Genomic DNA, 13259 nt, shown 5'->3' on the forward strand with positions numbered 1-13259 from the left:
ATTCCTAATGAAGCCTGAACAGGGTTAACCGCGGTCAACCCTGTCGTCCTGCGCTTATTCCAGGGTGGTCCTGATCGACCGTTCGCTGGTCAGAGACGTGCGTGGCACCGCGCTTTCGACATATTCGCGGTAGATGATCTGCGCATATTTTCCATCCAGAACAGTGGGATGGCGCTTCAGGAAACCGCTGACCTCGGTCACGGTGCGACGGTTGCGGCGTTCGCGGTCGGAGGTGGGGATCAGAGGCTGCGTTTCGCCAAAGGACACAACTGCCTCCAAGCGGCTGCGGCTGATGCCCCGCGAGACGAGATAGGCGACGGCGGCACGGGCGCGGCGCAGGCCCAGGGCCTTGTTGTAGCTGGCAGAGCCGACGGCGTCGGTATGGCCGAAGACACGGAATCGCACTTCCGGGAACTGTCTGATCCAATGGGCCTGCTGATCCAGCACGGCGCGGGCGTTGCCATCCAGCTGCGCGCTGTCAAAGGCAAAGGTGATCGTATTTGGCACTTCCTCGGCAAACCTGGTGGCGAGCTGGATCGCAAAGTCGCGCTCTCCGGCCATCACGGCGGCGTTGGAATTGGTCGCATTGCCAAAGACCGAGCGGTCCAGCGGTTCGCCCGCTTCATATCCGCAGGCGGCCACTGTCAGGGACAGGCCAAGGAGTGCTGCATATCTGATCATCTGCCCCATGTTCCTCTGCTCAATCCATCACATAGCCGTAAGAGCCGTTGAAGTCCTGCTTGGCGACCTCGCTGGCGGGGCCTTTTTGTCCCTTGGCCACGCGGCCCATCAGGAACAGCTCGCTTTCGCTGGGTGGGCGGATCCGATCGGTGGGCAGGCTCAGCGCCTCGCCCCGTGTCGGCGTAACCAGATGGGCGCTGACAATGATCACCAGTTCAGTCTGCGCGCGCTGGTAGTTGGCGCTGCGGAACAGCGAGCCGAGGACCGGCACGTCGCCAATCCATGGCAGCTGCGAAGAGTTGTCGCGGAACTCATCACGGATCAGGCCGGCAATCGCAAAGCTCTCGCCGTCGCGCAGCTCCACCGTGGTGGAGGTTTCGCGCCGCGAGAAGGCGGCGATATTCAGCCCGTTCAGCTCAATCGAGTTGGTGGGATCAATAGCGGAGACGGCGGCCTTCATTTCAAGGTTGATGACATCGGCGTCCACCACCCGCGGAACGAAGTTCAGCTCGATCCCGAAGGGTTTGAATTCAATCGTAATAATGCCGTCTTCCTGTGCGACGGGAATGGGGTATTCCCCCCCGGCGAGGAATTTGGCTTCCTGCCCGGACAGGGCCGACAGGTTCGGCTCAGCCAGGGTGCGCACGACACCTTTCTGTTCCAGCGCCTCCAGCAGCAGGTTCACCTGAAAGGCCCCGGCGTTGAAGCCAAAGACAAAGGCACCGGTGTTGTCGTTGCCCGCAGGGATATTGCCGGACAGGCTGTTGGTCAGCGCGCCCTGGGTGTTGAGTGTGCTGGTGCCGCCATTGACGCCGACGCTGTTGCCGCCCTTCACGCCAAGCGAGGCGCTGAGCGACTTCGAGACGGTGCGCTGCATCTCGGCAAAACGGACCTTCAGCATGACCTGCTGGACACCGCCCACCGACATCAGGTTGCTGACCCGTTCCGGGGCGTAGCGTTCGGCCAGATCAAGCGCCCGCTGCAATCGCGACGAGCTGGAGACAACGCCGGACAGGACAATACCGTCATTGGCGGTACGGACCTCGATCCGCTCGCCGGGCAGGATCTGCCGCAGCCGCTCCTTGAATTCGCTGACATCCGCGGCAACGCGGACGTCGACATTGGTGATCAGACGACCGGAGGCATCGAGCAGGGTCAGCGTGGTTAGACCCGGCGCCTTGCCCAGCACGTAGATTGTGCGATCCGAAAGCGAGGAGATATCGGCGATGCTGGGATTGGCGATGCTGAGCTCGGAGAAGGGCACATCGCTTTCGACCACGACCGCCCGGTTCATCGGCACCTCAAGATTGGCCGCCGTGCCCTTTTTGACCACGCGCAGGCCATTGCCCCAGGCCGCATCCGCAACCGGGAAACACACCAGCGCGAGCCCGGTGAGGGCCGCCGCTACATACCGTCTAAAAGCCATGTGACCTGCCTTTCCGATCACGCCTCAATACAGGGTCTTATTGCCCATTGTTTGGGACACTCTGCGCGTATCGGCGAATTTTTGCAAGAATCAAAGGCTTCCGGGATGCAGCGACCGTGGCTGACCTGTGGGGTGACAGCAACAATCACATAAAAACGCCGCCCCGGAGGGGGCGACGTTCGATCTGTTATCTATCTGAAACCTTTGCAGGAAAGGCGCGGTGCTGATCAGTTGGTGCAGGGAATCGGGATCTCTACCACCTCGGCGCCGCGACGGGTGCGGATGGTGCAGACTTTTTCCTGCTCGGCCTGCTGCGGCGCTTCGATGGCGCTGAGCCCCAGCAGGCTGCGCTGATCAACCTCGATCACCGATGCAACCGTGTCGTCACCAGCCCCCACAAGGGAGAGCGACAGACGGCCGGTGGACTGGGCCTGGGCCAGGGCCGCAACCTGTTCAGGGCGGACAGCGGCGGTGACGGTGCGGGCAATCACGGCACCATCCAGATCGCCACCTGCAGTCTGATCCACGGCAATCAGTTCGATATTGGTCTGGATCAGACGGGTGAATTCACCATTGCGGCCACCGGCCTGATCATTGAGCGATCCGGTCCAGTAGACATCGACACGGTCACCGGGACGCAGGAAGCCGGACACGCCGGAGGAGACATCGACGCGGATGGCAAAGGCGCGCATCCCCTTGGACAGGCGCGAGGTGATGCCTGCGTCCTCACCGGGTTTGGTGACTTTGACGGCCAGAATCGCCTCGTCCTTTTCCATGCGGCGCAGCACCACGCGATGATCATCGGGGTATTGCGGCGGGAACAGCGCATCCATGGTCAGGAAGGCGCCTTCGGGAATCGCGTTTTCGGGCCAGCGAACGGAGCGGATATGTTCCTTGGTCAGTCGCTCGCCGTACTTCAGCTGGTCATTGGCGACAAAGATATCGACCAATGGGATGTTTTCCCCCCGCGAGGCGCGCTCACGGGCGAGTTCGTTCTGGTAAGCGCTGATATAGTTCTTGGCCATCATCACAGCCCCCCCGGCGAGGGCGACTCCGACAATGAGGACAAGTCCGAATACTGCACGCATGGTGGTACCTCTCATCAGTTGCGGCCGGCATTGCAGACGCAATACCGGCGCCTGGGTCGGTCAAACCGTTGCCTAAGGCGGACGTTCTGTCCTGTTGCGCGCCTGGCGCACCTTAAATCTCTGTCTGGCTGCCGAGCTGCCTCGGCCACTACCGGATCAGCTGAACGACCAGTTGGTCATATAGGCGGCCAGCAGATCGGCCAGCCCCAATGCGCCATCCTCCATGGAGGCGGCGATCAGAACGACCAATCCGACAATCGCAGCGGTCAGAACCACCCAGTCAACGGTGACTGCGCCGTCGTCTTTGGCAATGAAATGCTTGAACCTGTTCATAATGGACCTCGTAAGCCGAAGGTTCCTTGGGCAAAGGGCCGCGCCTTAGGCAAAAGGCGCGGCCCTCAAACTCGTCAGGTCATAAGCGACTTAGGAGTCGGACGGACCTTTGGTGCCCAGGTAGGAGCCGGTTGCCGAGGTCAGGTTCGACGCGCCGTTTTCGATCGAGGTGTAAACAACACCTGCCAGAGCGGCCACAGCGGCGGTCAGAACAACCCAGTCAACGGTCACGGCGCCAGAGTCGTCTTTACGGAAGTTTTTGATGAATTTGATCATGGTACGTCCCTCCAAAGGATCTAAAAGTGTGTTTCGACCTTGCCGTCCGTTGTGAGCCTGCTCTCTCCTGCTCGGCTCTGTTCGACTTGGTGTGAAGCTATATAGCCAGCGGAGCGTGGCAGGATTTGGGCTGAAACGCGGACTCATTTGCCCTACTTTAACTTTTTGCCGAGTATTCGGGTAAGGCATTGAATTTTCACGCTTATTAATTTTACCTCTTGTCAATACCCGTGGCTTCGAGGCGGCAGATCTTGGTAAATATGGCAAATCTGCCAGAATCTGGGGCGCGAAACTGGATTTTTGCCGGGGCTTCGGCGAGTCTCATCTGCGAAAAAGGAGAGGCAGAGCAGCCCCATGAGTCTTCTTCAGTCCATTCGCCGCCGTCTGGTCCGTCTTATTGCGGCTCAGCGGCAGGGCATGAGCCAGTTGTCGGGCCTGCCAGTCGCGGGCAGCGCAGTCATCTGTGGCAATGTGGCGACGCTGGTGATTCTGGCGGTGCTCTGGGCTGGCAGCGCGACGCCCGCCCGGTCGCAGGAGCCGGGTAAGGTGACCCCGGCGCCCTTTCCTGAGTTTGAGGCCAAACGCGTGCGCCCGCCGAAACCGGGAACCAAGCAGCGGATTACCATCCAGATTGATCCGCCTGCCGCACCGGTTGCGGCGCCTGCCAGTGGCGGCGCGGTTCCGGCTGCTGCTGCGGACAGCGGGCGCTACACCGGTTTCTGGCAGGACATCTCAGACAAGCTGGAGGACAGCGGGCCGGGGCGGCTGGCCAAGGCGCTGCGGGCGCTGGATGGCGACACCCCGGTTGCCGCCCCCCGGTTGCAGTTGATGCAGGACATTGCCAGCGCGCGGGGAGTGCAGATCCTGACGGCCAGTGTCGGCACGGATGTGTCGCCCGCGCTGGTCCTGGCGGTGATCGCGGTGGAATCGGCAGGCCGGTCCGACGCGGTCAGCCGCGTCGGCGCGCAGGGGCTGATGCAGCTGATGCCGGACACCGCCGCACGTTTCGGCGTTGGCGACGCGCTGGACAGCGCAGAGAATATCGCGGGCGGAGTGAAATACCTGAACTGGCTGATGGGCGAATTCAACCGCGATCCGATTCTGGTTCTGGCGGGATATAACGCGGGCGAGGGCGCTGTGCGCAGCCATGCCGGGGTGCCGCCCTATGCCGAGACGCGCGATTACGTGCCCAAGGTGCTGGCGGCCTTTCAGGTGGCGCGGGGGCTTTGCATGACGCCGCCGGAGCTGATCACCGACGGCTGTGTCTTTCGCCGGATGAACTAGCCGGATGCGATCCCGCCAAACTCTGCGCAGGTCAGGATCAATTTATCGAAAAATATTCGCGCTCTGCCGATGGGATCATTTTTCCGCCCGAATTGGCTGATTTATCGCGCCCGTATTCTACCTTGAGTTATTTCGGAGACAGGCATTGGATTTAGGGATTGATCCGACGGCTTTGGCCGCGGGCTCGCATGCGGTGACGGGTAATATCATGATGTTCGGCACCATCGCATTTGTCGGTTTTTTCGGGCGACTGGTCTTTGTCGCCTTTGGTCCGGGGGTGGCGCAGGCCAATCCGCTCGGACATCTCTCCGGCTTTGGGCATATTCTGTTGGCAGTGGCACTACTTGCCGGGGCGCTGCATCTGTCGGGCAAGACCGTCAAGGCGCAGGTCCTGTTCAAACGTCATCTGGTCGATCCGGTCATCGTCACCCTGCTGGGGCGGGACAGCTGCGATCCGCAGGGGGAGGCCTATTGTGTCATGGTGTTTGAAGATGGCCGCGAGATGAGCGTCAACTGGCATGACACGCGAGTTCATATGTATGAGCTGCTGAACCCTGTGGAGCTGCCGCTGTGGTCGTCGCTGCGGCCGCGCGAACGCCCGGAGGCGGGCACCACAGAAGCGCCAGCCGGCGTCTGAAACCAGACGGCCCGCCAGCGGAACTGGCGGGCCGTCTCATTCTATATGCTTTGGAACCAGCTTTGCGGCGATCAGTTGACGATGGTCGCCTCGGTGGCGGCGCGCAGCTCTGCCTCGCTGACGCCCTCGGCGGTCTCGACGATCTTCAGACCGCCCTCGACCACATCCAGCACGCCGAGATTGGTGATGATGCGATCGACCACGCCCTTGCCGGTCAGCGGCAGGGTACATGCTTTCAGAACCTTGCTGTCGCCATGTTTGTTGGTGTGGTCCATCACCACCACCACACGGCCGACGCCTGCGACCAGATCCATCGCGCCGCCCATGCCCTTCACCAGCTTGCCGGGGATCATCCAGTTCGCCAGATCGCCGTTTTCGGCCACTTCCATCGCACCAAGGATCGCCATGGCGATTTTGCCGCCACGGATCATCGCAAAGCTCTGTGCCGAGTCGAAATAGGCGGTCTGCGGCAGTTCGGTGATGGTCTGCTTGCCGGCGTTGATCAGGTCGGCGTCCTCCTCGCCCTCAACCGGGAAGGGGCCCATACCCAACATGCCGTTTTCCGATTGCAGCGTCACGTTGACGCCTTCGGGGATGTGGTTGCTGACCAGCGTCGGAATGCCGATGCCGAGGTTCACATACCAGCCGTCCTGCAGCTCCTGTGCCGCGCGGGCGGCCATTTGATTGCGGTCCCATGCCATGTCGCGGTCTCCTTACTTTGCTGCCGGGCGCGTGGTGCGCTGTTCGATGCGTTTCTCGTGATCGCCCTGAATGATGCGGTGTACATAGATACCGGGCAGGTGGATCGAATCCGGGTCAAGGCTGCCGGTGGGGACGATTTCCTCAACCTCGGCCACGCAGATCTTACCGCAGGTGGCGGCGGGCGCGTTGAAGTTGCGCGCGGTCTTGCGGAACACCAGATTGCCGGTCTCGTCCGCTTTCCAGGCCTTGACGATGGCGAGGTCGGCAAAGATGCCTTCCTCCATGATGTAATCCTCCATCGCGCCATCGGGGCCGGTGGGGAACTGCTTTTCCAGCTTGCCCTCGGCAATCACGGTGCCGACGCCGGTCTTGGTGAAGAAACCGGGGATGCCCGCGCCGCCGGCGCGCATACGTTCGGCCAGCGTGCCTTGCGGGTTGAACTCCAGCTCCAGCTCGCCGCTGAGATACTGGCGCATGAATTCGGCGTTTTCCCCCACGTAGGAGGAGATCATCTTTTTCACCTGTCGGGTCTGCAACAGGATGCCAATGCCGAAATCATCGACGCCGGCGTTGTTGGAGGCAAAGGTCAGATCCTTGGTGCCCGCATCCTTGATCGCCTGCAACAGCAGTTCCGGAATACCGCAGAGCCCGAACCCGCCTGCGGCGATGAACATGCCATCGTGCAGAACACCGTCCAGCGCTTCGGCAGCGTTGGAATAAACCTTCTTCATATCCATCTCCCTTGATCATCAGCCAGGTTGGCAAAGTTCTGACCTCCGCCGCAGGCAGAGTCAACGATACGGAGAAAGACAGGTATTTCTACGGAGCGGCCCGCGCCACGGGCCGCCCGGCGCTGCCGACGCCTGCGGCTATATGCCCCCGGGCGCCGCGCCAGCGGCGCTATGCCCAACGGGTCGAGGTCCGTCGGCAGACGGGGCAGACCGGGCGGGAGCAGCTGCGATCGGGCCTCGGCGCCAGACCGGGCCGACCGGGGCGCTGATGGCCGCCGCAACAATGGTCGGGCGGCTGCCACAGGATCCCGATCCCGATCCCGGCGGAAAGGATCAGCCTTCGTCGCTGCTGGCTTCGGCGGCTTTCTTCTTGGTGGTCTTTTTGGTCGTGGTTTTCTTCGCGGGGGTCTTCTTTGCCGCCGCTTTCTTGGCCGGAGCCTTTTTCTTGGCACCGGATTTGCCGGCCTTCTCGCTGATCAGCTGCAGCGCCATCTCGACCGTCACATCCTTGGGCTCGACATCCTTCGGGAGGGTCGCATTGACCTTCTCCCATTTGACATATGGCCCGTAGCGCCCGTCCATGATGCTGATGGCGCCGCCGCTTTCCGGGTGCTCGCCAAGCTCCTTCAGCGCCTTGGCTGCGGCGCGACGGCCGCGACCGGGGTTGGCGCGCTTTTCCGCCAGCATTTCAACCGCGCGGTTCATGCCGATCTCAAACACATCGAGTGTCTCCTTGAGATTGACATAGACCGGCTTGTCCTCATCCGGTTTCTGATGCGCGATATAGGGGCCAAAGCGGCCCAGATTGGCCTGAATCACGCCGCCTTCGGGATGTTGACCAACCTCGCGGGGCAGGGTCAGCAGGGTCACCGCCTGTTCCAGCCCAATCTCATTCGGGCCCCAGCCCGGCAGGAAGTCGCGCCCCTGTTTGGGCAGCGACGAACGCGGCGGCTTCTTGTTCTCGGGCGTCGCCTCGCCGCGCTGCACATAAGGCCCGAAGCGGCCGGATTTCAGGTGGATCTCATCACCGTCGTCTTCGCCCAGGATCCGTTCATAGCCTTCTGCACCCTCGCCGGAAATCGGGCGGGTGTAGTTGCATTCGGGATAATTGCCGCAGCCGACAAAGCCGCCGGTGCGCGAGGTCTTGAGGTGCAGCTGGCCCGCGCCGCATTTGGGGCAGATACGCGGATCGCCGCCATCCTCACGCGGGGGATAAAGCTGCGGCGCAAGTGCTGCGTCCAGCACATCCAGCACCTCGGTGATGCGCAGATCTGAGGTTTCGGCAATGGCTGCCGAGAAATCGCGCCAGAACTTGCCCAGAATATCCTTGTAATCGCGCTGGCCGGCGCTGACGTCATCCAGCTCGCCTTCCAGATTGGCGGTGAATTCATAGCCGACATAGGTGCGGAAGAAATTCAGCAGGAAGATGGTGACAATCCGGCCCTTGTCTTCGGGGAACAGGCGGTTCTTGTCCTTGCGGACATATTCGCGGTCCTGAATCGTGGTGATGACAGAGGCATAGGTGGAGGGGCGCCCGATCCCCAGCTCTTCCATGCGTTTGACCAATGTTGCCTCGGTGAAGCGCGGCGGTGGCTGGGTGTGGTGTTGCAGGCCCAGCACGGATTTGCTGTCGGAGAGGATGGCGGCACCGGTATCGGCCTTTTCCGCCTGTGGCCCCAGCGTGGGCGCGAACTTCAGCGCCTCGCCCTGCATGATCTGGGGCAGGCGCTTGTCGTCTTCGTCCACGACATCGTCGCGGCCCTCTTCATAGACCCGCAGGAACCCGTCAAACAGCATCACCTGACCGGTGGCACGCAGCACCACCTGCGCGTCCTTGGAGCCGATATCAACCGTGGTCCGCTCGAGACGTGCGCCTTCCATCTGGCAGGCGAGGGTCCGCTTCCAGATCAGGTCATAAAGCTTGCGCTGATCATCTTCGGAGACCTTCAGGCTCTTGGCATCGCGGCCCATCTCGGTGGGGCGGATACATTCATGCGCTTCCTGCGCGTTCTTGGCCTTGTTCTTGTAGATGCGTGGCGATGACGGCACATATTCGGCGCCGTAGCGTTTGGCGATTTCGGCGCGGGCCTCCTGCACGGCCTCGGGCGCCATGTCGATGCCGTCGGTTCGCATATATGTAATGTAGCCTGCCTCATAGAGGCGCTGTGCTGCATTCATGCACTGCTTGGCGCCCATGCCGAATTTGCGGCTGGCTTCCTGTTGCAGGGTCGAGGTCATGAAAGGCGCGGAGGGGTTGCGGGAGGCGGGTTTAGCCTCGACCGACTGCACCACCATGTCGCGGCTGGCAACTGCCTGAACGGCGAGTTCGGCGGCGGTGGAATTGGCCAGGCTGTATTTGTCCAGCTTGTCGCCGCCCAGAACCGTCAAACGGGCTTCGAATTCCTGGCCGCGCGGCGTTGCTAGGCTCGCCTTTACCGACCAGTATTCCTGCGGGTTGAAGGCTTCGATTTCCAGCTCGCGCTCAACGATCAGGCGCAGGCAGACCGACTGCACGCGCCCGGCAGAGCGGGCACCGGGCAGCTTGCGCCATAGCACCGGCGACAGGTTGAAGCCGACAAGATAGTCCAGCGCGCGCCGCGCCAGATAGGCCTCGACCAGCGGCATATCCACCTGACGGGGGTTCTTCATCGCCTCGGCCACCGCTTCCTTGGTGATCGCATTGAAGGTGACGCGGCTGACGGCGGTGTCCTTCTTGATCGAGCGGCGCTTGGTCAGCGCTTCCTGCAGGTGCCAGCTGATCGCCTCGCCTTCGCGATCGGGGTCGGTCGCGAGGATCAGGGCGTTGTCGTCTTTCAGCGCGTCGGCGATGGCCTTGATGTGTTTGCGGCTGTCGGCGCCAACCTCCCAGGTCATCGCAAAATCATCGTCCGGTTCGACCGATCCATTCTTAGCAGGCAGGTCGCGCACATGTCCGTAGGAGGCCAGAACCGTGTAGTCTGAGCCAAGATACTTGTTGATTGTCTTGGCTTTAGCTGGGGATTCTACAACAACAACGGGCATAAATTCGAAAACCTCTATGGGACGGGCTGCGGGCGCTCTATGGCGGGGCAACATGTGGGGTGCAAGGGGAGATTGTCAATCCGGCATCGAATGACCGGGGGCTGATGCGTCAATCAGCGCTGGGGCTTGGGCGTGGCCGTGCTGTCTGACGTCGCATCGAAATCACTGCGAACCAGCATTCCGCCCGCCGCGCGGGCCACGGCGCCGGACAGCTCCAGATCGGTGAGCGCCGGTGCCAAATCACGCGAGGGGATCGCCAGATCGCGGACCAGTTGATCCTCCGCCGTCGGGGCGGGGCCGAGCCGGTCGAGGATCTGTTGGTGCAGCGCTGCGGTGTCGCGCAGATTGCGCCGCTCCTTCGGTGGTGGCGGCAGTTCGGTGAGGCGGGCGCTGGCGGCAGCCTCCGGCGGTGGCACCGGGCGATCCGACAGTTCCGCCACCACACGGTGCGACAGATCCATTGGCGGCAGCGCCTCGATCACGTCCTGCGCGTTGCGCACCAGCTGGGCGCCGTCGCGGATCAGCATGTTGCAGCCAGCCGCGCGGGCATCAAACGGATGGCCGGGCACGGCCAGCACGTCACGGCCCAGATCCAGCGCATCGCGCGCGGTGATCAAAGAGCCGGATTTGGCGGCCCCCTCGACCACCACCACGGCCTGCGCCGCCCCTGCGATAATGCGGTTGCGGGCCGGAAAATGCCGGGCTTTCGGTGACATGCCCGGCGGGTGTTCGGAGATCATCAGCCCCTGTTCGGCAATATCCCCGGCGAGGCGGGTGTTTTCGGTCGGGTAGATGACATCAACACCACCTGCCATCACCGCGCAGGTGCCGGTGCGCAGGGCCGCCATATGCGCGGCGGTGTCGATCCCGCGGGCCAGCCCGGAGATGATGCAATAGCCCGCTTCGCCCAGGTCCCGTGCCAGCGCGCGGGCCATGCGTACCCCCAGGGAGGAGGCGTTGCGGGCGCCGACGATGGCGATGGTGGGCTGGTGCAGCAGGGCCGGATCGCCAACAGCCCAGAGCAGCGGCGGGGCGTCGCGCAGCGCGGCCAGATGTGAGGGATAATTGGCCTCACCAAAGCACAAAAGCCGCGCATTGGCGGCTTCTGCGGCCTTGATTTCGGCGAGTGCCGCATCGACAGAGCATGTTTCATACCCTTTAATGCCAGCGGCGCGTGCCATTTCAGGCAACGCGGATAGCGCGTTCTGCGCTGACCCATATTTCGCGAGGAGACGGTGAAACGTCACCGCGCCAACACGTCTTGAGCGCAACAGGCGGAGCCAGGAAATCCGAATATCTTCCGTGGTGGGTGGGAGTGGGGGGTGAGTGGAAGAATGTGCTTCTTCGGTCATCCTGCGCTCCGCCTTGTTGCAAGACTATGATTAGCTCTTGAGTGGTTAACAGGTGATGAACATAGAGAATTAAAGGCAATATTTTTAAAAAACTCAATTCTAACACGTTCTACTGCAAGTAAAATTTCGCAACCTTTGGGCGTTCGACCGTGCTGCCGGGGGGCTGGTAGGGCCGCTGTGAGACCGCTGCAAATCGTAAAATCAACGAAAAATGCCGCCGAGTCGGTTGGTTAGCGACACGGCGGCGATTCTGATCTTAGGTCTGATGCGTATGGGGGGATGAGGTCAGGTGGCGGAACCGCCAACGGTCAGCCCGCCCATCAGGACTGTGGGTTGCCCCACGCCGACCGGCACCCATTGCCCCTGCTTGCCGCAATTGCCCATGCCGGGGTCCAGCGCCATGTCCTTGCCAAGGGCGCGGATCTTGTTCAGGGCCGTGGCGCCATCGCCGATCAGGGTTGCCCCCTTCACCGGTGCGCCGACCTTGCCGTCCTTCACCCGGTAGGCCTCGGTGCAGGAGAAGACGAATTTGCCATTGGTGATGTCCACCTGACCGCCGCCAAAGCCGACTGCCCAGATGCCATCCTTGATGGAGGCCACCAGATCGTCCGGGTTGGCATCGCCGCCCAGCATATAGGTGTTGGTCATCCGTGGCATCGGCGCATGGGCATAGCTCTGACGGCGCCCGTTGCCGGTGCTCTCCACCCCCATCAGCCGGGCGTTCTGTCGGTCCTGCATAAAGCCGACCAGCTTGCCATCCTCGATCAGGGTGGTTTTCTGGCTGGGGGTGCCTTCGTCATCAATGGTGATGGAGCCGCGTCGGTCCGGGATGGTGCCGTCATCCAGCACCGTCACGCCCTTGGCCGCGATCTGCTGGCCCATCAGACCTGCGAAGGCCGAAGAGCCCTTGCGGTTGAAATCGCCTTCCAGCCCATGGCCGATGGCCTCATGCAGGAGAATACCGGGCCAGCCGGGGCCAAGCACCACATCCATTTCCCCGGCCGGGGCCGGCACCGCCTCAAGGTTCACGCAGGCAATCCGCAGCGCCTCGCGGACCTTGGCCTGCCAGTCTGCGGGCGCGACCAGACCATCCAGCCCGACGCGGCCACCGCCACCGGCGGAGCCGCTTTCGCGTCGACCGTCCTGTTCCACGATCACCGAGACATTGAGCCGGGTCATTGGGCGCACGTCCCGCACCCGGGTGCCATCGGCGCGCAGGATCTCCACCTCCTGAAGCGAAGCCGCCAGCGCGGCAGAGACCTGCACCACGCGCGAGTCCTGATCGCGGGCAAAGGCGTCGATCTCGCGCAGCGTCTCTACCTTTACGGCAAAGGGCATAGCGCCAATCGGATCATCCTCAGTATAAAGTCTGGTGTTGGTGCGCACCGGCGGCGGGGCCATGGTGCCGCCGCCATCGCCCACGGCGAGCCGTGCGGTCTCGGCCGCGCGCTTCAGACCGGAGATCGAGACATCGGTGGAATGGGCATAACCGGCCACCTCGCCATTGACGGCGCGCAGTCCGAACCCCTCGGCAGCGTCATAGCTGGCGTTGCGCAGCCGCCCATCGTCGAACACCAGCGCCTCCGACTTGCGCCGTTCGACGAAAATCTCGCCATCATCGGCCCCCGCGAGTGCCTGACGCAGCACCCCCAGGGCCTCGTCCTCGGGCAGGGTGGTTTCAAACGGGCGGAAGGCTGCGGTATCCATGGTTTGACCTCGGTTTTTTTG

The 13259-nt window shown here is 62.5% G+C and carries 12 protein-coding genes; 2 read left to right on the plus strand and 10 right to left on the minus strand.

Going from position 1 to position 13259, the window contains the following annotated elements; genetic code table 11:
• Positions 1-54: 54 nt before the first annotated feature.
• The 5 genes from VWY75_RS04045 to VWY75_RS04065 all read right to left on the minus strand — a co-directional run bounded on the left by VWY75_RS04045 (position 55) and on the right by VWY75_RS04065 (position 3804).
• On the minus strand, positions 55-681 hold the full coding sequence (locus VWY75_RS04045; RefSeq protein WP_340544632.1) for an OmpA family protein: 627 nt from the start codon (positions 679-681) through the stop codon (positions 55-57).
• A 19-nt stretch (positions 682-700) separates the two neighbouring features.
• Positions 701-2107 carry a type II and III secretion system protein family protein gene (locus VWY75_RS04050; protein ID WP_340544633.1) on the minus strand — a complete coding sequence of 469 codons (1407 nt, stop codon included), beginning with the start codon at positions 2105-2107 and terminating at the stop codon, positions 701-703.
• A gap of 227 nt (positions 2108-2334) precedes the next feature.
• Entirely contained in the window at positions 2335-3195 is an 861-nt protein-coding gene (gene cpaB / locus VWY75_RS04055) for a Flp pilus assembly protein CpaB (protein ID WP_340544634.1), read from the minus strand.
• A 156-nt stretch (positions 3196-3351) separates the two neighbouring features.
• Complete coding sequence (locus tag VWY75_RS04060) at positions 3352-3528, minus strand: hypothetical protein (protein ID WP_340544635.1); 177 nt, start codon at positions 3526-3528, stop codon at positions 3352-3354.
• A gap of 90 nt (positions 3529-3618) precedes the next feature.
• The gene (locus VWY75_RS04065) at positions 3619-3804 is read right to left on the minus strand and encodes a hypothetical protein (RefSeq protein WP_014873714.1); all 186 of its coding nucleotides are present in this window, start codon (positions 3802-3804) and stop codon (positions 3619-3621) included.
• Between the two features lie 354 nt (positions 3805-4158).
• Between VWY75_RS04065 and VWY75_RS04070 the strand changes: the two genes are divergently transcribed.
• Positions 4159-5088 carry a lytic transglycosylase domain-containing protein gene (locus VWY75_RS04070; protein WP_416534691.1) on the plus strand — a complete coding sequence of 310 codons (930 nt, stop codon included), beginning with the start codon at positions 4159-4161 and terminating at the stop codon, positions 5086-5088.
• A 145-nt stretch (positions 5089-5233) separates the two neighbouring features.
• Positions 5234-5725, plus strand: a complete 492-nt coding sequence (locus VWY75_RS04075) for a hypothetical protein (RefSeq protein WP_416541626.1) — start codon at positions 5234-5236, stop codon at positions 5723-5725.
• A 71-nt stretch (positions 5726-5796) separates the two neighbouring features.
• Here VWY75_RS04075 and VWY75_RS04080 read toward each other — a convergent pair whose 3' ends face one another.
• The 5 genes from VWY75_RS04080 to tldD form a co-directional block, all read right to left on the minus strand.
• The gene (locus VWY75_RS04080) at positions 5797-6426 is read right to left on the minus strand and encodes a 3-oxoacid CoA-transferase subunit B (RefSeq protein ID WP_416534689.1); all 630 of its coding nucleotides are present in this window, start codon (positions 6424-6426) and stop codon (positions 5797-5799) included.
• Positions 6427-6438: 12 nt separating this feature from the next.
• Positions 6439-7158, minus strand: a complete 720-nt coding sequence (locus VWY75_RS04085; protein ID WP_340544649.1) for a CoA transferase subunit A — start codon at positions 7156-7158, stop codon at positions 6439-6441.
• A 333-nt stretch (positions 7159-7491) separates the two neighbouring features.
• Positions 7492-10179, minus strand: a complete 2688-nt coding sequence (topA, locus tag VWY75_RS04090) for a type I DNA topoisomerase (protein ID WP_416537319.1) — start codon at positions 10177-10179, stop codon at positions 7492-7494.
• 113 nt (positions 10180-10292) lie between these two features.
• Positions 10293-11531 (minus strand): DNA-processing protein DprA, encoded by a 1239-nt coding sequence (dprA, locus tag VWY75_RS04095; protein ID WP_340544651.1) that lies wholly within the window; start codon positions 11529-11531, stop codon positions 10293-10295.
• 285 nt (positions 11532-11816) lie between these two features.
• Complete coding sequence (gene tldD / locus VWY75_RS04100; RefSeq protein ID WP_416537320.1) at positions 11817-13238, minus strand: metalloprotease TldD; 1422 nt, start codon at positions 13236-13238, stop codon at positions 11817-11819.
• Between the last annotated feature and the right edge of the window lie 21 nt (positions 13239-13259).

It is taken from the genome of Phaeobacter sp. JH20_08 (assembly GCF_048056635.1).
Taxonomy (GTDB): domain Bacteria; phylum Pseudomonadota; class Alphaproteobacteria; order Rhodobacterales; family Rhodobacteraceae; genus Phaeobacter; species Phaeobacter bryozoorum.